Source organism: Oceanobacillus sp. FSL K6-0127 (assembly GCF_037983385.1).
Taxonomy (GTDB): Bacteria; Bacillota; Bacilli; order Bacillales; family Amphibacillaceae; genus Oceanobacillus; species Oceanobacillus profundus.
This window is the reverse complement of the sequence record NZ_CP150287.1, coordinates 3,236,012-3,257,450: the sequence shown is the minus strand read 5'-3', so window position 1 is coordinate 3,257,450 and position 21,439 is coordinate 3,236,012. Positions and strand designations below refer to the sequence as shown.

At 36.8% G+C, this 21,439-nt stretch carries 23 protein-coding genes; 9 read left to right on the top strand and 14 right to left on the bottom strand.

Annotation, left to right across the window (positions count from 1 at the left end; all coding sequences use genetic code 11):
- Nucleotides 1–55: 55 nt before the first annotated feature.
- The 4 genes from MHH64_RS16185 to MHH64_RS16170 all read left to right on the top strand — a co-directional run bounded on the left by MHH64_RS16185 (nucleotide 56) and on the right by MHH64_RS16170 (nucleotide 4,568).
- Complete coding sequence (locus tag MHH64_RS16185) at nucleotides 56–1,435, top strand: Glu/Leu/Phe/Val dehydrogenase (protein WP_095308381.1); 1,380 nt, start codon at nucleotides 56–58, stop codon at nucleotides 1,433–1,435.
- 116 nt (nucleotides 1,436–1,551) lie between these two features.
- Nucleotides 1,552–3,285, top strand: coding sequence for a carbon starvation protein A (locus tag MHH64_RS16180; RefSeq protein ID WP_340002019.1), 1,734 nt, complete (start codon nucleotides 1,552–1,554; stop codon nucleotides 3,283–3,285).
- 66 nt (nucleotides 3,286–3,351) lie between these two features.
- Nucleotides 3,352–3,609, top strand: a complete 258-nt coding sequence (locus MHH64_RS16175; protein ID WP_095308383.1) for a cory-CC-star protein — start codon at nucleotides 3,352–3,354, stop codon at nucleotides 3,607–3,609.
- A 23-nt stretch (nucleotides 3,610–3,632) separates the two neighbouring features.
- Nucleotides 3,633–4,568, top strand: coding sequence for an ArsA family ATPase (locus tag MHH64_RS16170; RefSeq protein ID WP_095308384.1), 936 nt, complete (start codon nucleotides 3,633–3,635; stop codon nucleotides 4,566–4,568).
- Nucleotides 4,569–4,745: 177 nt separating this feature from the next.
- Here MHH64_RS16170 and MHH64_RS16165 read toward each other — a convergent pair whose 3' ends face one another.
- A complete protein-coding gene (locus MHH64_RS16165; RefSeq protein ID WP_340002018.1) occupies nucleotides 4,746–6,200 on the bottom strand; it encodes a DHA2 family efflux MFS transporter permease subunit in 1,455 nt (484 codons plus the stop codon).
- Nucleotides 6,201–6,992: 792 nt separating this feature from the next.
- Between MHH64_RS16165 and MHH64_RS16160 the strand changes: the two genes are divergently transcribed.
- Both MHH64_RS16160 and MHH64_RS16155 read left to right on the top strand, forming a co-directional pair.
- On the top strand, nucleotides 6,993–7,421 hold the full coding sequence (locus MHH64_RS16160) for a MarR family winged helix-turn-helix transcriptional regulator (protein ID WP_251659092.1): 429 nt from the start codon (nucleotides 6,993–6,995) through the stop codon (nucleotides 7,419–7,421).
- Nucleotides 7,422–7,524: 103 nt separating this feature from the next.
- Nucleotides 7,525–8,502: a zinc-binding dehydrogenase gene (locus tag MHH64_RS16155; protein WP_095308388.1), complete on the top strand. Its 978-nt coding sequence runs from the start codon at nucleotides 7,525–7,527 to the stop codon at nucleotides 8,500–8,502.
- Between the two features lie 102 nt (nucleotides 8,503–8,604).
- On the opposite strand, the gene MHH64_RS16150 is transcribed toward MHH64_RS16155, so the two are convergent.
- The 8 genes from MHH64_RS16150 to MHH64_RS16115 all read right to left on the bottom strand — a co-directional run bounded on the left by MHH64_RS16150 (nucleotide 8,605) and on the right by MHH64_RS16115 (nucleotide 13,748).
- Nucleotides 8,605–9,831, bottom strand: a complete 1,227-nt coding sequence (locus MHH64_RS16150) for a dicarboxylate/amino acid:cation symporter (protein ID WP_340002017.1) — start codon at nucleotides 9,829–9,831, stop codon at nucleotides 8,605–8,607.
- Nucleotides 9,832–9,909: 78 nt separating this feature from the next.
- Complete coding sequence (locus tag MHH64_RS16145) at nucleotides 9,910–10,767, bottom strand: DUF421 domain-containing protein (protein ID WP_340002016.1); 858 nt, start codon at nucleotides 10,765–10,767, stop codon at nucleotides 9,910–9,912.
- Nucleotides 10,768–10,912: 145 nt separating this feature from the next.
- Nucleotides 10,913–11,110, bottom strand: a complete 198-nt coding sequence (locus MHH64_RS16140) for a DUF1657 domain-containing protein (protein ID WP_095308392.1) — start codon at nucleotides 11,108–11,110, stop codon at nucleotides 10,913–10,915.
- A gap of 14 nt (nucleotides 11,111–11,124) precedes the next feature.
- The gene (gene spoVAE / locus MHH64_RS16135) at nucleotides 11,125–11,475 is read right to left on the bottom strand and encodes a stage V sporulation protein AE (RefSeq protein ID WP_095308393.1); all 351 of its coding nucleotides are present in this window, start codon (nucleotides 11,473–11,475) and stop codon (nucleotides 11,125–11,127) included.
- On the bottom strand, nucleotides 11,472–12,485 hold the full coding sequence (spoVAD, locus tag MHH64_RS16130) for a stage V sporulation protein AD (RefSeq protein ID WP_251659089.1): 1,014 nt from the start codon (nucleotides 12,483–12,485) through the stop codon (nucleotides 11,472–11,474). The genes spoVAE and spoVAD overlap by 4 nt, the downstream gene beginning before the upstream one ends.
- Complete coding sequence (spoVAC, locus tag MHH64_RS16125; protein WP_095308396.1) at nucleotides 12,485–12,964, bottom strand: stage V sporulation protein AC; 480 nt, start codon at nucleotides 12,962–12,964, stop codon at nucleotides 12,485–12,487. The genes spoVAD and spoVAC overlap by 1 nt, the downstream gene beginning before the upstream one ends.
- An 18-nt stretch (nucleotides 12,965–12,982) precedes the next feature.
- Entirely contained in the window at nucleotides 12,983–13,444 is a 462-nt protein-coding gene (locus tag MHH64_RS16120) for a hypothetical protein (protein ID WP_095308397.1), read from the bottom strand.
- A gap of 100 nt (nucleotides 13,445–13,544) precedes the next feature.
- Nucleotides 13,545–13,748 (bottom strand): DUF1657 domain-containing protein, encoded by a 204-nt coding sequence (locus MHH64_RS16115; protein WP_095308398.1) that lies wholly within the window; start codon nucleotides 13,746–13,748, stop codon nucleotides 13,545–13,547.
- A gap of 227 nt (nucleotides 13,749–13,975) precedes the next feature.
- Here MHH64_RS16115 and MHH64_RS16110 point away from each other — a divergent pair, with 227 nt between their 5' ends.
- A complete protein-coding gene (locus MHH64_RS16110; protein ID WP_222863049.1) occupies nucleotides 13,976–14,365 on the top strand; it encodes a hypothetical protein in 390 nt (129 codons plus the stop codon).
- A gap of 45 nt (nucleotides 14,366–14,410) precedes the next feature.
- Here the strand turns inward: MHH64_RS16110 and nfsA are convergent, their stop codons facing one another.
- Together nfsA and MHH64_RS16100 are read right to left on the bottom strand one after the other, a co-directional pair.
- Complete coding sequence (gene nfsA, locus MHH64_RS16105) at nucleotides 14,411–15,157, bottom strand: oxygen-insensitive NADPH nitroreductase (RefSeq protein ID WP_340002015.1); 747 nt, start codon at nucleotides 15,155–15,157, stop codon at nucleotides 14,411–14,413.
- Nucleotides 15,158–15,179: 22 nt separating this feature from the next.
- Nucleotides 15,180–15,902: a hypothetical protein gene (locus MHH64_RS16100; RefSeq protein WP_095308402.1), complete on the bottom strand. Its 723-nt coding sequence runs from the start codon at nucleotides 15,900–15,902 to the stop codon at nucleotides 15,180–15,182.
- A 677-nt stretch (nucleotides 15,903–16,579) separates the two neighbouring features.
- Between MHH64_RS16100 and MHH64_RS16095 the strand changes: the two genes are divergently transcribed.
- Together MHH64_RS16095 and MHH64_RS16090 are read left to right on the top strand one after the other, a co-directional pair.
- Nucleotides 16,580–16,990, top strand: coding sequence for a YwpF-like family protein (locus MHH64_RS16095; protein WP_095308407.1), 411 nt, complete (start codon nucleotides 16,580–16,582; stop codon nucleotides 16,988–16,990).
- A 46-nt stretch (nucleotides 16,991–17,036) separates the two neighbouring features.
- The gene (locus MHH64_RS16090; RefSeq protein WP_095308448.1) at nucleotides 17,037–18,395 is read left to right on the top strand and encodes a TrkH family potassium uptake protein; all 1,359 of its coding nucleotides are present in this window, start codon (nucleotides 17,037–17,039) and stop codon (nucleotides 18,393–18,395) included.
- 121 nt (nucleotides 18,396–18,516) lie between these two features.
- Here the strand turns inward: MHH64_RS16090 and MHH64_RS16085 are convergent, their stop codons facing one another.
- The 3 genes from MHH64_RS16085 to MHH64_RS16075 all read right to left on the bottom strand — a co-directional run bounded on the left by MHH64_RS16085 (nucleotide 18,517) and on the right by MHH64_RS16075 (nucleotide 21,169).
- Nucleotides 18,517–18,654 carry a YjcZ family sporulation protein gene (locus tag MHH64_RS16085; RefSeq protein WP_095308408.1) on the bottom strand — a complete coding sequence of 46 codons (138 nt, stop codon included), beginning with the start codon at nucleotides 18,652–18,654 and terminating at the stop codon, nucleotides 18,517–18,519.
- 137 nt (nucleotides 18,655–18,791) lie between these two features.
- Nucleotides 18,792–19,931: a trypsin-like peptidase domain-containing protein gene (locus tag MHH64_RS16080; protein ID WP_095308409.1), complete on the bottom strand. Its 1,140-nt coding sequence runs from the start codon at nucleotides 19,929–19,931 to the stop codon at nucleotides 18,792–18,794.
- A gap of 77 nt (nucleotides 19,932–20,008) precedes the next feature.
- Nucleotides 20,009–21,169, bottom strand: a complete 1,161-nt coding sequence (locus MHH64_RS16075) for a zinc-ribbon domain-containing protein (protein ID WP_340002014.1) — start codon at nucleotides 21,167–21,169, stop codon at nucleotides 20,009–20,011.
- Nucleotides 21,170–21,439 lie beyond the last annotated feature (270 nt).

Genomic DNA, 21,439 nt, shown 5'->3' with positions numbered 1-21,439 from the left:
TTGTTACACTAGAGAAAAGTCGGGAAAGTTAAGTAAAAAGAAAGGGAGTATCGTCATGCCAATCAATACAGTTGATATGATCGAGAAGTCATTGGATACCTTGTTTAATGGAACAGAATTCTTAAATGATATTCAAGACCAGAACAGGGAAAAGACTTTTCGAGCGTTAAGATCAATCTTATCCACTCCGAATCATGTAGCAAAATCCTTTCTTCGGGTTACACTTGAAAATGAAGAGGTAGTTCGAATTCCTGCTTTTCGAGTACAGCATAATAATATATTAGGCCCGTACAAAGGTGGTATTCGTTTTCATGAATCGGTTCATGAAGATGAGGTGATTAATCTTGCTACTCTAATGACGCTAAAGAATGCACTGCACGAAGTCCCTTTTGGTGGAGGCAAGGGTGGTGTTGTGATTGATCCGAGAAAATATAATACACGTGAGTTAAATTTAATATCGCGAAAATATGTACAGTATTTCAGCGATATTATAGGACCGGATAAAGACATTCCAGCACCTGATGTAGGGACGAGTGAACGGGAAATGGATTGGATGATGGGGGAATACAAAAGTATTCATCCAGGTAATAGCTATCGTGGAAGCTTTACTGGTAAAAGTGTTGTCAATGGAGGGTCACTAGGACGCAAAGAGGCGACTGGAAAAGGTGTCTATTACTCGTTTCGTTATTTATTACATGACTTCATCGAAGAGAAGAAAGCGTGGCTAACCGAACGGGAAAACACAGCTGCTAAGAATTTACTCCGTCATCAGGATAAGCGGTTGGAAGTAGCAATACAAGGTTTTGGAAATGTAGGATCAGTTGCAGCGCTAGAAGCACATCAATGCAAATTATTAAATAATAAAGTCATTTCTGTAAGCGATCACAATGTTGCGCTCTATAATAAGGATGGGCTAGATATACCAACACTTGTTAAATATACAACGAAAAACCATGGGGATTTACCGAAAACTACGCATGAATTACAAACAGCAGGCATAAATGCTAGTATACGACCACGTGAAGAATTATTAACATTAGATATAGATGTTCTATTTCTGGCAGCTCTTGAAGATCAGATTCATGAAGGAAATATGGAACAGATAAAAGCAAAAATAATCGTTGAAGCAGCAAATGCACCAATTAACAATGCTGCAGATGATTATTTAAATAAAAATGACGTTATTATAATTCCGGATATTTTAGCAAATGCAGGTGGCGCAATTGTATCCTATTTTGAATGGCTGCAGGGAAGGGAAACGCAATTTTATTCAGAGAAAGAAGTTTATACTAAGTTATATGAAAAAATGAAAGAGACCTTTCATGTTGTATATCCAAATTATTTTTCGGATCAGTTAACATTAAGACAACATTGTTATCGGCATGCCGTGCTGAAATTATCGACTATATTGTATAGGCAGGGAAAACTTTATTGAAGGTTGAAAAGAGAAGGCTATTTCGGTCTTTTCTTTTTTTTGCGTAACATGAATATAACATAATCTGATTACATAGCATGTACTGGGTAAGAATAAATAAAAGAGGGGGGAAATAATTGAATGCGATCCTAGTTGCTCTTATTGGCATGGTTATTTTTGCTTTAGGTTATCGCTATTATTCAAAGTTTATTGGAGAAAAGATTTTCAAGTTGGATCCCAACTATGTAACGCCAGCTCACCGGTATAAAGATGGTGTTGACTTTGTCCCGACTAATAAGTTTATCTTATGGGGACATCATTTTACCTCTGTAGCTGGGGCTGCACCGATTGTAGGACCTGCAATTGCCCTTTATTGGGGATGGTTACCTGCCTTTTTATGGGTAATTTTAGGAACAGTATTTGCAGCAGGGGTACATGATTTTGGTACGTTAGCATTGTCCGTTCGGAATAAAGGGCAATCTGTTGGAACGATTGCTGAAAAGTTAATTGGTAAACGTGGAAAGATTTTATTTCTATTTATAATTTTAACCCTTGTACTCATGGTTAACGCCGTGTTTGCATGGGTAATTGCAAACCTATTTATTACGTATCCATCGAGCGTTTTGCCAGTCTTCATTCAAATTCCGCTAGCTATTTGGATTGGTTATGCTGTATATAAACGCAACGCTAAAATGCTTGTGCCATCTTTAATTGCACTTGTAATTATGTATGTAGCCGCTATTTTATCAGCAGATATTGGATTTTTACAAATTGATTTAGTTGCATATATGGGTGGTGAAGATGGAACAGGATTATTCGGTCTAAGCACCGTTTCAACGGCTTTCTTAATTTGGATCGTGATATTAATGATTTATGTGTACATTGCTTCAACACTTCCGGTGTGGAAATTGCTGCAGCCAAGAGATTTTATTAACTCCCATCAGCTTGTGGTTGGTCTTGGTATTTTATACCTGGGTTTATTATTTACAAACCCACAGATTACCGCACCAATAACAAATCCAAATACAGATATATCATGGTTGCCATTATTGTTTATTACAATAGCATGCGGTGCGATATCCGGTTTTCATGGACTTGTATCCTCAGGAACATCATCAAAACAATTAAACAAAGAAACAGACGCCCGTTTCGTTGGGTATTTTGGAGCGGTTGGAGAAGGTATATTGGCATTAATCTCGATTCTTGCTGTTGCAACATTATTTGCTAGTACAGCAGATTTTAATGCTGCTTATGCAAGCTTTACTCAGGCAAATGCTGGGGGCTTAGGCAATTTTGTTGAAGGCGCTGCCGTCTTGGCTGGTGGGTTAGGCATATCAACTAGCATCTCAACGACTATTGTTTCTATCATCGTTGTCAGCTTTGCTGCAACTACATTAGATACAGCAGTACGTTTAATGCGCTACATTATTGCTGAAATTGGTGCAGAATATAAGGTTAATGTCTTAACAAAACCACATGTTGCTACTTCTGTTGCAGTTTTATCAAGTGCAGCATTAGTACTAATACCAGAAGGGCCAAATGGATTTGGTTCGGGTGGATATTTAATCTGGCCATTATTCGGAACAGCTAACCAACTATTAGCCGGTATTAGTTTACTATTAATTTCAATTTGGTTAAAACTACTCGGAAGAAATTACGCTTACACATTAATTCCGATGATATTCCTAATGTTTATGACGCTATATGCACTGTTCCAGCAAGTGCTGTTTGAATGGTCATGGCTTGGCAACAATTCCAATACATTGTTATTTGTATTGGGAGCGATTATTTTCGTCTTTGCAGCTTGGATTGCGCTAACGTCCTTCCAGGCTTTGTCTGGAAAATTTGAGCAATCGATAAAAGATGATTAATAGAATGGGAGCGAAAGGGATCATATTTGGATCCCTTTTCTACATAATTTAAAGTAGGTGAATAGGATGCTAGATAAAGTAAAACAACTCATTGTGTTTTATGAAGAGGTATTAAGCATGCCACATCGACAGGAGATTGCACGCGAGCTAAGAAATGAAGACGATATGTTTTTATTACTGTTATATTCTGAAATGCTTGGCATCCCAAATCCAGTTTATTATTATACGTTAGAATTGTATCCTTATATGATGGAAAATTATCATGAATGGCATTTGCGCATGGGGATGGAAAAGTCCCCGATGGCAGGGTTTCGTTGCTGTTAAAATGCGGGTTAGGAGGGGAAGCGATGTCGATATTAAAGAAAAAAATTCTATTTGTAGGTGGCAAGGGTGGTGTCGGAAAGTCAACAACATCAGCCGCGATTGCCTTGAATTCTGCAAAACAGGGGAATAAAACACTGCTTATATCTACAGATCCAGCACATAACGTCGGAGATATTTTCAGTCAGTCAATTGGCGGAAAAACAAAGCGAGTAGCGGAGAATTTATTTGCACTGGAAATCGATCCAGCAATCGAGACGGAAAAATATATTAAAAGTGTCAAAGAAAATTTGAAAGGTACTGTGCAATCTTCGATGATAGAAGAAGTTAATCGGCAATTGGATACTGCTAAAGCTTCACCAGGTACAGAGGAAGCGGCATTATTTGATAAGTTAATCGCAATTATTTTAGAAGAAAGTGCACGCTTTGATCGGATTATATTTGATACAGCCCCTACTGGTCATACGATTAGGTTGCTTACTTTACCAGAGCTTATGGGAATATGGATAGAAGGTTTATTAAAAAAACGAAAAAAAACAAATGAGCATTACACCCAACTGTTAAATGATGGTGAACCAATAGAGGATCCAATCTATGAGGTATTAAAGAGACGTCAGGAGCGTTTTTCTAAAGCGAGAAAAATACTACTTGATACAAGGCAAACAGGCTTTATTTTTGTATTAAACCCAGAGAACCTTCCGATTTTAGAAACCAAAAAAGCAATAGAACTCCTTCAAACCTATCAACTGCCTGTAAAAACATTACTCATCAATAAAGTATTGCCGAAAGATGCAGAAGGCAGTTTTTTTAATAAAAGAAAAGAACACGAGCGTAAATATATGAAGATGATTAAAACCACATTTCATGAACAGAAACTTATTTATATACCGTTGTTTTCGGAAGATATAACGAGTAAACATCAATTAGAAGAAGTGGGTAATTATTTAGTGCAAGGGCAATGACCGTTGGTTTGAATAAAGATATAATGGGATTCGAATGAGAGAAAGATAATGATAGTCGATTTAACTATACCTAGAAAAAGCTATCATGGCTAGGGGCAAAAAAAATTAGAAAATCAACCTTGATGAAGCTTTATGCAAGAAAAAGTCCCTCATATAAATATGAAGGACTTACATAAACTAGTTACGTACAGGTTCTGTTTTATTTGAGATGATCTGTGATTTCTGTTGTGTTTTGCCCGGTCGTTTAACAAAGAACGAACATAGTAATGCTAAGACTGAAATCCCAGTAATAAAGAAGAACGCATATTTTACACCGGCAGCTAACACTTCTGGTTGAGTTGCATCAGGAAAATCGATAAGATAGCTGGTTTGGCCGCTTGTAAAGACCGTAATTGCAATTGCAGTACCTGCAGCACCAGCAACTTGATTTAACGTATTCATTGCAGCTGATCCATCTGCATATAACTGACGTGGTAATTGGTTTAGGGCATTTGTTTGGGATGGCATCATGACCATTGTTAGACCAAAGAATAGAACCATAAATGCTACAATAACTTGCCAAACTGGAGTTTGACTTGAAAGAACATTTACGAAAATAATGTTACCAATTACCAAAATAATCGATCCAGTAATAACAAATACACGTGGCCCCCATTTATCAAATAGTGCTCCGACAATTGGTGACAAAATAAAGTTAACTGCATTACCAGGAAGTAATATTAAACCGGCCACAACAGCACTAAATAATAGGGCGCCTTTTAAGTAAAGCGGCAGTAATATTGCTGTTGATAAAATAACTAAAATACCGAGGAACATCATCAATGTTCCTAATGTGAACATTGGGTATTTAAAGACGTGTAAATTAACCATCGGTTGCTCCATCGTCATTTGCCGAACACTAAATAGAAGAAGTGCAAGTATTCCTGCAAGTAGTGTTCCCCATACCTTTGGAGATGAAAACGGCTCTTCAGCCATTGTACTTAAAGCAAAAATAAGTCCTCCAAATCCTGCCGTTGAAAAAAGAATCGAAGCAAAATCGATTTTAGGCTTCGTAATTTCAGATACGTTTGAAATCTTAGCTATTGCATATAACGTTAATAGTACGTATAAAAGTGAACTGATCCAGAAAATATACGGCCAATCTAATGCGCTTATAATCACACCTGAAAGCGTTGGCCCTAATGCTGGAGCTAATGTAATTACGAGGCCCATCAGTCCCATTACTGTACCACGCTTGTGTACTGGGAAAATGATCAAGAGAACGGTTGTCATGACTGGAAGAATAAGCCCCGTTCCGATTGCTTGGATAATTCGGCCAAGTAATAGAACCATGAAGGTCGGTGATAATGCTGCTAAAATTCCTCCGAATAACGAAATGACTAAACCACCGATAACTAATTGTCTTGTCGTATACCATCTCATTAACAGTGCTGTGATTGGTACGAGAATTGCTAGTACTAATAAGTATCCAGTTGTTAGCCACTGAGCTGTACCAGCAGTAATGGAATACTCCTCCATGATATTTGTTAATGCCATATTTAATGCTGTTTCACCAAACAAACCAAGAAAAGCACCTAACATTAAAATAAATGCCATTGTCTTCGGATTTTTAACTTGAAGTTGCTTATTCATTGTAATCTCCTTTTACCTTATCGGTTATCTTATAAAATAATGTAACGAGATGAATTATTACATGTTTTAAAATATCACTAGAGCTGTTGCTTTTTTAGTGAAAGAGCAATTTAGACTATCAGTGAATTTTACCCCTTCCCGTGGCACACCTCCATAACGCCAATCGGTCTGTTTTTTACATTATCAAAAAAAATTTCTATAAGTCAACATATTTTTACATATGAAATTAATCGATTGTCTCAATTTATACATAATGAAAGCGTTCGTCCCATCTTCTTGTCTATCTAGCCCAAAAAATAGCGTTTAGCCTACTGGTTTAACGCTTAGAAAGATTTCTACTACTGTCTTTAGCAGTTGTTCCTTCTATGAGTTTTCTTACAAATTACTTGATTTTGACCGATCATTTGTTGAGCCTTTTTCATAATAGCTTCAAAAGAAGTATGCGATGCTACTGCCAATTCCTTAAATAAAATGTTCTGGATTGTAGATAGGAGTTTTTGATCTTGATCAGATAGTCCCCTGTTGCAACGCATTGCTTCATATTTTTTCGCATTAATGTAATGACGATGCTAGAGATATGTGTATGTCATCGATTTCACATAATCCATGTACAGAATAAACGAAACGATTGAATCTCCAATTTTAAAGATAATGTAAACTCCTAACACTTATTATTGTCAACTAAGTTTACGATAATAAGTTTAATGTCAGTGGATTAATTTGTCAACTTTGTTGACAAATTACGATGGTTTTTGTATAGTTAGGTCGATGATAAGGACAGGGGTGAAATTTATGGATAGGAAATTGCAAGGCTTGGACTTCATCGACAGTGTCAGTGAACGACATCAACAACTGCGAAAATTAACCGAGCAACTATGGAATGACAGCAGTAAGATTTATTTATCAAATTCAGAATGGTTTATTATGGCAAGAATTTATAAACGTAACCCTACTATCGCTTACGTTTCTAAGAACGTGGATATTTCAAGACAAGCAACCCATAAGTTTATTAAACAACTAGAGAATAAAGGACTATTGGAAATTAGCGATGCGGAGCATAACAAGAAGGATAAATGTCTACAGTTAACAACGTTAGGTGAAGCATGCTATGAAAAGAATGAAGCATTAAAGGCTGGCTTAGAGGAGCATATAGCTCACAAAATAGGCTCGGAAAATTTAATAGTATTAAAAGATATTTTAAAAATGGACTGGGGATTGTAGTCCGGAAATAAAACTATTTATGCTATTTCATTGTTTTCAAGGAATATAACTAGTAAACTACAATTAGAGAAAATAAGATTTATATCTGGAGGGGATGAATAGAATGAAAGCGTTTGTTCTGGAACATGGAGAACTGAAGGTTAAAGAAATGAAAGAGCCTACTGCAGGTCCACATGAAGTTGTTGTTTCATTGCGTACGGCTGGATTGAATCGTCGAGATTTATATCTCCCAAATCGAATTGGAGCCGACAAAGATGCTTTAATTCTTGGCTCGGATGGAGCTGGGATTGTTGAATCTGTGGGTGAAGCAGTAACTCGGATTCGTGTCGGTGATGAAGTAATTATAAATCCATCCCTTCGTTGGTATGAGAATAGCGATGCGCCACCAACAGAATTTGATATCTTAGGGATGCCTGACCATGGTACGTTTGCTGAAAAAATAGCCTTGTCCGAGGAACAAGTTGAGAAGAAGCCGAGTCATCTATCATGGGAAGAAGCTGGTGTATTTGCACTTGCAGCATTGACTGGTTACAGGGCATTATTCACGCAAGGAAAAGTAAAAGAAGGGGAAACCGTATTTATTCCAGGGGCAGGAAGTGGTGTTGCAACCTATTTAATTGCGTTTGCTAAAAATGTTGGTGCAAGAGTAATTGTCACTTCTCGTAGTGAAGAAAAGCGAAACAAGGCGAAAGAGCTTGGAGCAGATATTGCACTTGATACAAATAGTGATTGGAAAAAGGAATTAGAAAACGAAACGATTGACTTGGTGATTGATAGTGTAGGCGCAGCAACGTTTAATCGCTCAATAGAAGTATTGAAAAAAGGCGGTCGAATAGTAATTTTTGGTGCCACCACAGATGATCATATTGATTTTAATTTACGTTCGTTTTTCTATGGTCAATATAAATTACTAGGATCAACAATGGGGAGCAGGCAGGAGTTACAAGCTGCATTAAAGCATATGGAAAACTTTCAAATGCACCCGGTTGTGGATCAGACATTTTTACTTGATAACGCTCAAACTGCTTTCGATACGCTAGAAAAGAGCAAGCAATTTGGCAAGATTGCCTTACAGATATAGCATTTTTATTATTTAGCGAGAAAACATTTTTGCAAGAAAACTTAATAGGTAATTAAAACAAGAGCGTTTAGAAGAATCCCAAACGCTCTTGTTTTAACTAATCTAATCTACTGCAGCTTCCATCCAATGCGGTCCTTCTACCTGTCTCGTAACAAGCATACTGGATACAGCGTCACCTGTGGAATTGACCATTGTTGCAGGTGGATCCACAACTACACCAATTGCCGATATAATTGGTAAAGCTTCGATCGGTAAACCGTATAATGTTACAATCATTAATTCTCCAATAAAGCCGCCGCCAGGTATACCACTCATGACGATTCCGGAAAGCAGGGAGACACCAATTGCAGTTAAGAATGTATCGAATCCTGTGAAATCCATATTAAATACACCGAAAACAAAAGCAATCTTTAACATAGCGGAAAGGCAGGAACCATCCATATGTATGGTAGCTCCGAGCGGTATTATAGTTTCTCGAATATCCTTTGGAACTCCCATCTGCTTGGTTGCTTGAAGATTTGCTGGTATAGCTGCAACACTACTCCCAGTTCCTAGTGCGGTTGCTGCTGGAGCAAGTATATTTTTCCAGAAACGCGTAATTCCTTTTTTTCCACCAGCAATAAATGCATAACATGTAAAACCGACAGCAAAATAGATAATTGAAACAGGATAATAAATAATATTTGCTTTTGCATAATCACCAATTAATGCTGTTCCAAATTCACCGATTAATGCAGCAAAGTAAGCACCTAAACCGATTGGTGCATAATACATGACAAGCTGAATAATTTTCATAAATACTTCTGATCCACTTGTAAGAAACTTCGCGAACGGCCTTCCTTTTTCACCGGTTAACCCAGTAGCTATTCCAATTAAAACGGAGAAAATAATAAGTGCAAGCATATTCGACCTCGAGAATAAATCAACAAAGTCAGGGACAGTGAATGTTTCAACAAGTTGATCAGCTAGACTAATTTCTTCAACTTCTTCAGGTTCTATTAATGGTATATCCACACCAGAACCGGGCTGAAAAATAACTGTAGCTGCAAGCATGAAAAAAGAAGCAATAATCCCTGTAAGGATAAATACAGTCATCATGGAGCCCATAATTTTTCCGAGTCGTTTCATACTATCCATGCTTGCGATTGCAGATGAGATTGTAAAGAAGACAAGTGGAACAACAACCATAAACAAAAGGTTTATAAAGATATCCCCTAGTGGTTTGATCAATGTAGCTTGTTCTCCAAAAATAAGACCGATAATTGATCCGGTGACAATGGAGGACAACAAAATAATAGGGAAACGATATGCTTTGATTTTCTCTTTCACAGTATTCAATCCTTTTCGTGTATATTTTGGAAGATTTCTTCTTCCATCGTACACGAAAATGACTAAAGAAAATAGAGACTATTTTAAATAGGGGGAAATTAAATCAATTGCTTGTTGTATTTTTTTACTATTTCGATCATAAAGCGATTTTGATTCAGGATTTTCAGTTGCTAGTTTAAAGAGCTCTAAATCTGCTTGGCATTTCTTCATGGTTGCAAGTAATAGCGGCTTTTCAGTGGGTGCAGGAACAGCGATTTGGTCATCGAATAAGTCAATGAAAAGCTGCCCATCGTTATCTGCTTGGGCTAAAAATACATTTTCAATAGCAATATTACGTTTATCTAGCTCGGTTTCTAGCCAATTCGGATTTAGAGATAAATTTGCTAATGATTCAAGCAGAATCTTTCCATCCATAATTACGGTTTGTGGTTCTTTTGTGGGAGATAGTGTGATACCAAGATCTTTTGCTGTAAGTGGTAAATTTTCTCTTTTTGGTAATACATTTAACGATCCAGTAGGCTCCAAAACGGCGAATTCAACATCTGAGGCAAGGAATATATTTTTGTCTCGAAGCTTTTCCAATAAATCATCTGTAGAATAACCTTCTTTTTTAAGGTTGTCCTCCATGATTTTTCCGTCTTGAATGAATACAGTGCTTTTACCTTGTGTGAAATTTCTGAAAGATTTGCTTTTTAGCGCGATTTTTTCAACACCATAAGGAACGATAAACCAGATAATCATTGCGATGGCAGCGTGTGCGAAATTCGTATTTGGATCGATTGTATGAATAGCGGCAATCCCGCCAAGTACAATGCCCGAAATGGTTTCAAATATATTTAGCTGTGATAACTGCTTTGTCCCTAACCATTTCACCATGAAAAATAACAAAGCAATTAATGTTAGAGATCTCAAAATAATAATAATCCATTCTGGCATTAGCTTTCAATCCTTTCTGCTTGACAGATATTAAGGTATAGAACATTCTTTTCTGTATCACTTTAACTAAGGCTTTCGTCCATAAGCTTTTACTCTCTAGGAAAGCAAGGATGCTTTTTATGAGAACCCCTTTAATGAACCTTCTCTAATATTGCGGTTCCTGCTTCGAAATTTCAATAACTTGATAATGCAAATCCTGTTTTACATCTGAAATGATGTGTTCGACCTGGTTAAAAGCTTGCTTTGCTTTTTCGTCTTGAACCTTGTTAGCAAGTATTTCAAGACTCGCTTCAATACTTTTAATGGATGAATAACAGCCTTTAACCTGTGAACCAACAGTCATATGATCACCTCCGACTATCCTTTTGGTTTAAAGATGAGAGCACCAATTACTCCGAAAATAATTGCTGCTGAAATACCAGCACTTGTTACTTCAAACATTCCGGTGACAACCCCAATAATTCCATGTTGTTCAGCTTCTTGCATAGCACCATGGACGAGTGAATTACCAAAACTGGTAATCGGAACAGTTACACCGGCTCCAGCAAAGTCGATTAAGGGTTCATACCATCCGAACCCGTCCAGGATTGCTCCACTAACAACGAGAATGGTTAATGTATGGGCTGGTGATAGCTTAAAAACATCAAACATAATTTGTCCGATAACACATATTAATCCACCTATAAGAAATGCCCAGAAAAAAATCATAAAATTTCACTTCTTTCAATTGATACTGCATGTGCGATACAAGGGATTGGGTCACTTTGCTGGACACTTAAAGGAGAGTGCAAGGAGCCAGTAGCAACAACTAAAATCCGGTTTAAATCCCCTTGGATCAGTTGCTTTAAAAAATGCCCATAGGTTACAACTGCAGAACAGGCAGACCCACTACCGCCAGCAAGTACTGGTTGCCCCTCTCGATAAATTGTTAATCCACAATCAACATATTTCTCATCTTCAATTGGGATATTCCGCCCGTGCATATAATCAAGTGACACTTCTCTTCCGACATGACCAAGATCACCTGTAATGATTAAATCATAGAAAGATGGATCTACATTTCGTTCTTTTAAATGAACTTCGATTGTATCGGCAGCAGCTGCAGCCATTGCACCACCCATATTGAATGGGTCTGTCATTCCCATATCAACTACCTTTCCAATTGTGGCTGAAGTGACAATGGGTCCGACACCTTCTTTAGCTATTAAGGCACACCCTGCACCTGTAACAGTCCATTGTGCTGTTGGTGGCTTTTGTCCCCCATATTCTGTTGGGTAACGAAATTGCTTTTCGGCCGCAGCATTATGACTAGATGAGCCACTTAGTATATAATTTGCACCATTCCCGTTGATAATTGCAGCAGATAATGCCAAGCTTTCCATGGAAGTCGCACAGGCACTAAACAATCCAAAATAAGGGAGTCCCATCGTGCTTGCGGCAAAGCTTGTTGGCGTAATCTGATTGATTAAATCACCACTAATAAAGAATTCTACCTGCTCCTTATCAATTGGGCTTTTTTTAATGGCGGTCTGACAAGCTTCCTCCATCATTGTTTGTTGTGCTTTTTCAAAGGAGTCTTGCTGTAACCATATATCGTCATGCAAAATATCAAATGCCTCGGGAATGTTGCCATTTGCTTCAAAAGGCCCGCCGATCGTTCCGGTTGTAAGAATAACTGGCTTGTTTTGGAATATCCATGTTCGATGTCCCGTAAGCATTATAAACCACCCCATTGTATGAGTATCGTCTTAATTAAAGCAATGACAAATGCGGCGAATACACCGTAAACAATGACTGGCCCAGCTAATTTCAGCATATTACCACCAACACCCAAAATAAAACCTTCCGTTCGATATTCGATGGCGGCTGAGATAACCGCATTACCAAACCCTGTAACAGGTACTGCCGATCCAGCACCAGAGAATTGACCAATCCGGTCATAAAAACCGAATCCTGTCAGTAACATGGTGATGAAAATTAATGTTGCAGTTGTAGGGTTTCCAGCGGTTTTTTCTGTAAAATGGAAAAAATAGATGTAAAAGGTAGTTATAATTTGCCCAATAAAACAAATGAAACCGCCGACGAGAAAGGCTTTAATGCAATTTTTTAGAATAGGCCTTTTTACTTCTCTTTTTGATTGAAAATCCTGATACTGCTGTGATTCAGGAGGGAGATTTTTCTTTTTCTCATCTGACATTGGTTATCACTCTTTCTGCTAGGTCTGTTCTTTCGATAATTTAACAATCTGTTTCAATTTCTTTTTTAATTCTTTATTTTGAATTTCAGCATTAATTATCTGCTTTTCGAGTTTATTCAGTTCGATAATTATTTTTTTGTCTGTAGATAATTCAACATCTAAATCCTTAAACTGTTTTTTCATTTCTTTCTGATATTGCTTTTGTATTTTTGCTAACTCCAAGCGTTTCATGTGTTCAATTTCAATGGCTATCAACATTGTCTCATCTGTATTGACTGCTTTCACCGTTATAATCTCATCATGCTTACGGAGAAGATCTTTGGCTTTATTGGATGGCTGTTGACTTATTAATGTCTCATTCGATATTTTAGTTAAATCAATTTTTTCATTGTTATCAGCGGGTTCCATGGATAGGTCATTCCCACATGCTGTAAGTAAAATTACGAAACCAACGTATAGAACAAAGCTTTTTTTATACATATTCACACTCAACTTTCATTAAAGATATGTAAGAGGCTGCCAGAAGACAACCTCTTTTATATCGGGAAATACATATCATACGAGCGTTGACGACTTTATATTACTGTTTATATTGTGGTTCTTCTTGCTCGATTTGAGCCATTCTTGGTTCAACGGTTTGCAGTATGTTCATTGTTTGTTGTGCAGCATTTTGATAGACCTGCTTTGCTTGTTTATTTTCTGTTTGAAGCGCAAATTGTTCAAAACTCGCTTGAGCACTTCGTAAGCCAGCTATTGTTTGTTTTACTTGGCTTGCTACTGTCACCTGGATCCCTCCTCGAGTATACTTACACTATTTATAGTGAATTAAAATGGAGTTAATATACTTTGTATTTATTTCCATTTACAGTTAAAATAAGTAAATAATACTATTTTTGAAACATTTTAGTAGGTTGATTCGTCATATATAGTGGGAGATATTTTGGTGGAGGAGGGGAAGTCATAAAAAGGGGTATTGCTTTTTTTACTATCTTGTTAATAAGCTTTGTTGCGATGGTTATGTTGATTGATGGAGAAGGGAAAGGGTCGGTTGTAACATCAACCTCCACGATTAAAGTTGAAGATAACCTGCTTATTCATATGAGGGTGGAAGACGTAGACGATGGAATTCAGATACAATGCTCCCTTCAATATGTTGGAAAAGAGGATATTTTACTCGAACATCAAACGCCATTAGTATCCGCTCGTTTTGATGAAACGATACATAATTTTACTGGAGATAAGTTAGCGAAGACACTTCGGCGGGGGAGTATTTATCACCAGCCAACAATTTTGCTTGATTATCCGGAAATTTCAGATTTAAATTTGGAAATTAGTGCTAAGTTTTGGGTGGATGGAGAACCAATAAATTTTCAACATATCGAAAAATTGGAGTTCGATTAAAAAACGATGCATTCTACTTGAATACATCGTTTTTATATTTAGCTTTTATTTTAAATTCAATCCTTTTTGTTTTACAAAAGGGGATACATCCATTCTTGTTGGCTGACTAAATTTGCGTACCATTTGATCAGACCACGTATCTATTTTTGTATTTGAGGAACGTGTTTGATAATACTGCTTCATCTCGTGATCATATGCTTCAATATGCTTTTGCTGCTCATAAAATGGCAAGTATTTATTTTGATGATAAACAGCTTCTAAAGGTAATCTTGGTTTAATATCTGGTTGATGGTCCGGGTAGCCGACGACAAGCCCAAATAGTGGGATAACATGATTCGGCAATTCTAGAAGTTCATTTACACGATTAATATCATTTCGAAGACTGCCGATATAGCAGATACCTAGTCCCATCGATTCAGCAGCTATTGTTGCATTTTGTGCTGCAAGTGAAGCATCAATCGTTGCTACAATGAATTGTTCTGTACTCTCTAAATTATCTTCAATGGAAACCGATTCATCTGCATTCGCAAGTTGGTTGATACGGTGCAGATCCCCACAAAATACCAATAGATGAGCATTGTTTTTTACATGTGAATGACCGGAAACCTTATATAGCTCTTCTTTTAATGCGTTATCGGAAATACCAATAATGGTATATGCCATTACATTACTGGATGTCGAAGCTTGCTGTGCAGCTTTGATAATTGTGTTGACTTGTTCGTCCGTTATAGCTTCAGCTTTGAACTTTCGAATGGAACGATGGTTCAGTATTGTTTCGATTGTTTGATTCATATGTAAAAGCCTCCTTATTTAGTTAATCTGAAGTGAAACTAAAAATTGTATGAATTGTAGGGCCATCCTCGATTTCATGCCACTCTGTGAGGAGTTCGGGAGTTGGTTCAATGATATCTGGAGTAGCTATTGTAATGCTATCATTATCTAACCAATCAATAGAAAGAAATGGCCACCTATAATTTAAAATAGTATCATTACTTTTTTCATTATTCAAAGAAAGCAGCTTCCAGTTATCTAGATCAACAACTACTATCGTATCTAAGTTGCTAATACTTGCATGGAATCGACTAAAATGGAGAACAACTTTTGATTCATTTGGTGAGAGAATGGAACCACTGAATTTTGCAATATCTGCAACAAGATAAGCTAATTTTTCATTCGTTGGATGAAAGAGTAGATAAGAGCATAAATCATGAACACAGGAAAACTCAAGTAAATAAATGTCATGGGATTCAGCAGATATTCTTTCTAAATGCATTTTGTTAATGACTTGTTTCCTGTTACTTACTCCTTTTAGGTATTCGTTTAAGATAGGCACCATCTTTAGGCTGATTAGAATTTGTTCATCCTCCAGAGAAAACTCAATAAATTCCTCGCTTTCTTCCTCTTCTTGCTGTTCAATAAGAACAGGTTCTTTTTCTGTTTCGTCCGGTACGGTATCTATCTTTTCGATAATAGCTGGAGCAGAACCGGAACAACCTGTTAACAGTAATAATATGACCAAAGGAATCCATTTCATCATACAAATCGCTCCATTTGTTTATTATATTCATCAAAGTGGTGATGGAGTCTTCAGTCGGGGAGATTAGAATATTCCACTAGATGAATATATTTAATTATACAATAATCACAACGATTTTATTAGCCTGAATAATTAAAAAGACACACGAACCAATCACACTCCTTAATAATTTATATAAACTGTGGATTAGTGTATTTAAATGGATTGTGCGTCTACCCGCTCCGGAAATATACTTCGCTAGTATATGCTCACCAATTATTACTTGTGGAATTAATAAAAACGATATCGATGCGCTACCAGTCCGGGTGAGCACAGGGCGGTGACTCCAGTGGGAACAGCACGTGTCTGAAGACTCACCGGAAGTGGGTTTCTTCCGGAGAGGCTGAAGCCGTGCCCACGGAAAGCATCCGCCCGGAGCGATCCCGGACGGCGATTGTTGCACATACTTGAAGAAAACAGCCGAGAAGTTAGTTCGCAGTTTCTTTCAAATATAAACTTACAATCCATATACTGTTCTATTCGTAATCCATTCGTTAAGTCAAGGTTTAATGGTTAGCTATGTTGTTTGTAGTAAGGTTTGACTATACTTTAGAAAAATTTCATGGATACATACTAATTTTTGTTTTTTTTTGATACACTCTATTTAATGAATTAGAAGCAGGAAGAAGGGGAGTAAGGTGAAGACATTTAAGTTGAAGCGTTTAGAAGTTGTTGACCATGATGATGAAGAGATCGAACAAACGAATATTAAGCTGCTTGATGGTCTTATTATCAACAGAGAAGATGATAAAGGACAGTGGTTGATTGAAGCTTACACGGATACATCATATCTTAATTACTTCAATAAGCTTCATGGGGAGCAGGGGGAAATAATGGTTCAAGCAACGATTACAAAAGAAAGCAATGAACCTGCTACGTTTATCACGACTATTCTTGGAATAAATGAGATTGGAGACAAGATCAATGTGTTGTTTATCGGTACCATTATCGACCGACGAAAACACATAATTGAAGACTTGCTAACAGACCTTATTGAGCAAGGTTATCAGGGAAGGGAATTACTTGTAAAATTTAAAGAACTGGCTTAGTGTTCTTTGATTCTATTTTTTAGCAGCTAGGAGAAAAATTATGAAAATGCATCATTCGAAGTATCGGATATTAAATCGCTTATCACCGGTACAAATGTTATTATTGTTCTACTTTATTGCCGTATTGCTATCCACATTTACACTGGCATTACCGTTTACACATCAAGATGGAGTAGAGATAGCCTTTGTTGATTTGTTATTTACATCGGTAAGTGCAATTAGTGTTACTGGATTAAGTACAATATCGATTGTCGATTCGTTAAGTACACTCGGAGTTATTGTGCTTGCAATGATTATGCAATTAGGTGCAGTCGGTATTATGTCTATCGGCACATTGATTTGGCTCGTTCTAGGAAAACGAATCGGCCTTAAAGAGAGAAGTTTAATTATGACGGATCAGAACCAGTCAAGTTTTCAGGGTATGGTACGTTTAATCAAACAAATAATTTATGTATTACTTGTCATTGAATTTATTGGTTTTCTTATTTTGGGGACGTATTTTCTACGATATTTTCCAACAGCAAGTGAAGCATATTTGCATGGCTTTTTCGGCACAATTAGTGCTATTTCCAATGCGGGTTTTGATATTACTGGTCAATCATTGATTCCGTACGACCATGACTATTTCGTGCAATTTATTTATATGTTGTTAATTATCCTTGGAGCGATTGGTTTCCCGGTCTGGATAGAAGTAAAGGAATACGTATTTTTTAAAAAGGGCAGGCGAAATTTCTTTCGGTTCAGTTTGTTTACAAAGCTAACAACGTTCACATTTTTCACCTTAATTGGAGTAGGGGCATTAGGTATTTTTTTACTGGATATAAATCATTTCTTTGTGGGGAAATCATGGCATGAATCGTTATTCTACGCTTTATTCCAATCAGTAACAACTAGGAGTGGCGGTCTATCAACTATGGATGTAAGCTTACTTTCAGAATCAAACCATTTATTTCTTTCGTTCTTGATGTTTATCGGGGCCTCACCGAGCAGTGCGGGTGGAGGAATTCGAACAACAACATTTGCTTTAGCGTTAATTTTCATCATTACTTATATTCGTGGTGGAAGGAGTGTACGAATATTCAATCGGGAAATTTATGAGGGAGATATGTCTAAAGCCGTAACAGTTACATTAGTTGCATTTATTTTTGTGTTTAGCTCGATTTTACTCATGTCAATTGTTGAACCATTTTCATTAGATCAAATTCTTTTTGAGGTAACATCTGCCTTTGGAACAGTTGGATTGTCACTAGGAATTACAGGAGAATTGAGTACGTTTAGCAAAATAATTCTTATGTTGCTTATGTTTATTGGGAGAGTTGGAATTATAACCTTTCTACTCATGTTTACAAAAAAGAAAAAGAAAGAGAAATACAGTTATCCTAAAGAAAGAGTTATTATTGGATAAATAATGACAAAAAAATGTTGTCAATGAGGTTAAGGTATTCAGCATTCAACTACTTCCATTTAAATAAAAATAAAAGTGGCTTGTGCTATATGTTGGTTAGCACAAGCCATTTTTTTAATGATTAGCAGTAAAACGCAGCTCCTACAATAATCAATAGTATAAAAAGCACAACGATTAGTGCGAAGTTGCTTCCGTAGCCACCACCGCAGCCGTAGTTGTAGCCTCCTCCACAGTCGTATCCGCCATATCCAAAGCCCATGCTTTTTCACCTCCCGATTGTACAGTATTACTTTATGCAATTAGGGAAATTGTGTATAGACGTTTGCACTAATTTTTAGAATTATCGTTCGCCATGTTTAAGGCCAAAATCTACAAAGTCCTTTACATATAACTATTCTATTCAGCTTGTTCCTTGTAACTGAGAATTTTTAATTGATCATTTTCATATCCTATAATAAACTCATATGGTTTCGTTTCTTTTTTGGTTTTCTGCTTATTCGGCACATTCCGTTCTATAGTTATATCGACCACTGTCTTGATTCGATTGTTCTCAATAATGGTGCTATCCACTTCAGAAAAATCAAGTGATACGATGTTAATATACCTGTTTCTGAATTCCTGATAGGAGGAATCCAATTGGAGTGAACTTCCAAGCAGAGTATATGCTCCAACATAGTCGCGGATAGATATATTCTCTAAAAAGTATTCGGTTAAGTACACTGCTCCATCAAGTACTTGCTCGGAATCAGAAGAACGAATAAGGTCTGTAATACTTGAGAATTCAAGCTGTTCGTTCTGTGCTTCATTTGACCATTGTGTGATCTGGTCCAGCACCTCGACAATTGGAATGCTAAAACCAATTGTACCGTCTTGTGTTCCTACAGAATTAATACCAATAATTTCACCAGTTTCTCGTTTGATTAATGGACCACCGCTATTCCCCTGAGAAATTTGTGCTGAAATTTGGTAAACATTTGAGTAATTATATCCGTCCACATTAAAATGACGATCACTACCAGAAATAATACCAAGTGTTACTGTATTCTGAAAGCCATGCGGGCTCCCAAGCGCAATTACTTCATCGCCAATTTCAGCTATGTGTTCTGTTGCAATAGAAAGGGGAGTCCGACTGGCTAACTGTGGTACTCGAATAACAGCAACATCAATATCTTCACCGATTCCTACGACAGCAGCAGGATATATTTGGGCGTTGGCGGTACGAACGTAAATTGCATCCGCATCTTTAATAACATGTGCATTGGTAATAATGTCACCTTTTTCATTATATAGAAAACCGGAACCAGTAAAGGTACTTTGCTCATTCTGACCTTCAATTTGTATGACCGTTTTTTCGGCTTCATGAATAATCGATTTTAAATCGATTGCCGCCAGATCCTGTGTAATTTTGGTTACCATCGGATTATTTATTGGAATTTCTTGTGCTTTCCAGTTACTATGAAAATTAAAGATTACAATCGTGCCGATGATTAATATGATGACCGATGTAATAATAGGCAGGTGTCGCCTGCTTCGCATAGATGTTCACCTCGTTGATGGTACTATTATAGAGCTTGTATTTAATCCTTTTTTTTGAACTCGTTTTTTGCTTCGAATTATTCTGTATACCATGTAATTTTACTTATCTTTATTTCAAGATTGCTCGGTTTTTTATCTAAATCATAATGTGTGAATTCAAATTTACCAGTTTCATCGGGATAGAGGACATCTGGAAATGTAACAACCTCGTTTGTCAGAATTTCCGAGCCATCTTTTTCTTTGATTGTGTATTCAATAACCACCGAGTGTACCGGCACAGTGGCAACGCTCTTTACCTTGCCTTGAACAAAGATGTTGTCTTGCTTATCCTTTTTTATACTTGCAGAAACGAGCTCAATCGCATCATTTTCATTTAACTCATTTTCCTGTGCAGCACTATTCATTGCTTGCTCAATACGTTGCTGAACAGCTGTTTCAAATGCAGTTTTCTCTTTTCCAATCGTTATTTGAAGACTATCAAGCTTTTCTGATTCTGGTGCATATTTTAATCCGTCTTCTACTAACAATAGTGCATCATTAAACTGTTTTTGGTTCAGTTGTTCACTTGCTTTTGTGAAGGAATAATTAATGATCTGGTTACGTATTGTCTGTGTAAGCTCGTCCGCCCCCTCGTGATTAATAGCTTCTGCATCCCAAAGCATAATCTTTAAGTCATCGATAGTAGGATCTTGCTCTAAGTTATGTGTGAGCTCTGCGATTTTTAAATGGCTGCGGACAGTTTCTATTTGGTTAATCATTTGGTCAACTGCTAAGCCATTATAATTATTTAAAAGCGCAGATGCATCATGTATGATGGTGTTGGCTTCTTGGAAACGTTTTTCCTCTTGTAAGTGTTTTGCATCATTTAACGATTCCTCAATCTGTATGGCAATATCAGAGAACTTAAGTGATGTTTCTGCTTGTTCAAAATTATGGTGAACATCGATCGATTTTGAGAAAAGCTTTTGTGCTTCTTCATAGTTCCCTTCTGTGAATTGCTGTTCCCCTTGTGCATATAGCTCTTTAGCATCAGCAGTTTGATTTTTTAAAATTAAGTGATATACCCCTGAAAAGGAGGTAATAAGAAAAGCAACGATTATTGGAACAAGCCAGAATTTATTGAATTTCTTTTTATTAAAAATTCGGCTTTCTATATCATTTGGTAACGGTCTACCACATTTAATACAATATTGTTCCTTTTCCTTTACGTTGGTGCCGCAATAAGGGCAGTGGAACATGATAAGCCACCTCCAGCTTTAACTGCACATATACCGTGCTTCGTGTTGTCTAAGAAATGACAAGCTTGGTAACCGTTAAAAACATTGCCTGACAAGGTTTTTGTTTTATAAAATAGTACCATTGAATGTTTTGTTTTAATATAAAGCTAATTAAATTGCTTGAGATTTCCTTATATGATTTTATCATATTTTGCTTTATTTAGGGTGAGGATATTGGTATGATAGAGGAAGTTTAAGATATATTATTGTAAAGTTAGCAGTTAGGTAAAA

What these genes read in the sequence shown, in the direction of transcription:
- MHH64_RS16160 (WP_251659092.1), top strand. Translation starts at nt 6,993, where the DNA reads ATGGATAGGAAATTGCAAGGCTTGGACTTCATCGACAGTGTCAGTGAA.
- MHH64_RS16090 (WP_095308448.1), top strand. Translation starts at nt 17,037, where the DNA reads ATGCATCATTCGAAGTATCGGATATTAAATCGCTTATCACCGGTACAA.
- spoVAE (WP_095308393.1), bottom strand. Translation starts at nt 11,475, where the DNA reads ATGATTTTTTTCTGGGCATTTCTTATAGGTGGATTAATATGTGTTATC.
- MHH64_RS16165 (WP_340002018.1), bottom strand. Translation starts at nt 6,200, where the DNA reads ATGAATAAGCAACTTCAAGTTAAAAATCCGAAGACAATGGCATTTATT.
- MHH64_RS16085 (WP_095308408.1), bottom strand. Translation starts at nt 18,654, where the DNA reads ATGGGCTTTGGATATGGCGGATACGACTGTGGAGGAGGCTACAACTAC.
- MHH64_RS16120 (WP_095308397.1), bottom strand. Translation starts at nt 13,444, where the DNA reads ATGTATAAAAAAAGCTTTGTTCTATACGTTGGTTTCGTAATTTTACTT.
- spoVAD (WP_251659089.1), bottom strand. Translation starts at nt 12,485, where the DNA reads ATGCTTACGGGACATCGAACATGGATATTCCAAAACAAGCCAGTTATT.
- MHH64_RS16140 (WP_095308392.1), bottom strand. Translation starts at nt 11,110, where the DNA reads ATGACTGTTGGTTCACAGGTTAAAGGCTGTTATTCATCCATTAAAAGT.
- MHH64_RS16145 (WP_340002016.1), bottom strand. Translation starts at nt 10,767, where the DNA reads ATGCCAGAATGGATTATTATTATTTTGAGATCTCTAACATTAATTGCT.
- MHH64_RS16080 (WP_095308409.1), bottom strand. Translation starts at nt 19,931, where the DNA reads ATGCGAAGCAGGCGACACCTGCCTATTATTACATCGGTCATCATATTA.
- MHH64_RS16155 (WP_095308388.1), top strand. Translation starts at nt 7,525, where the DNA reads ATGAAAGCGTTTGTTCTGGAACATGGAGAACTGAAGGTTAAAGAAATG.
- MHH64_RS16110 (WP_222863049.1), top strand. Translation starts at nt 13,976, where the DNA reads ATGGTTATGTTGATTGATGGAGAAGGGAAAGGGTCGGTTGTAACATCA.
- spoVAC (WP_095308396.1), bottom strand. Translation starts at nt 12,964, where the DNA reads ATGTCAGATGAGAAAAAGAAAAATCTCCCTCCTGAATCACAGCAGTAT.
- MHH64_RS16170 (WP_095308384.1), top strand. Translation starts at nt 3,633, where the DNA reads ATGTCGATATTAAAGAAAAAAATTCTATTTGTAGGTGGCAAGGGTGGT.
- nfsA (WP_340002015.1), bottom strand. Translation starts at nt 15,157, where the DNA reads ATGAATCAAACAATCGAAACAATACTGAACCATCGTTCCATTCGAAAG.
- MHH64_RS16185 (WP_095308381.1), top strand. Translation starts at nt 56, where the DNA reads ATGCCAATCAATACAGTTGATATGATCGAGAAGTCATTGGATACCTTG.
- MHH64_RS16100 (WP_095308402.1), bottom strand. Translation starts at nt 15,902, where the DNA reads ATGATGAAATGGATTCCTTTGGTCATATTATTACTGTTAACAGGTTGT.
- MHH64_RS16175 (WP_095308383.1), top strand. Translation starts at nt 3,352, where the DNA reads ATGCTAGATAAAGTAAAACAACTCATTGTGTTTTATGAAGAGGTATTA.
- MHH64_RS16075 (WP_340002014.1), bottom strand. Translation starts at nt 21,169, where the DNA reads ATGTTCCACTGCCCTTATTGCGGCACCAACGTAAAGGAAAAGGAACAA.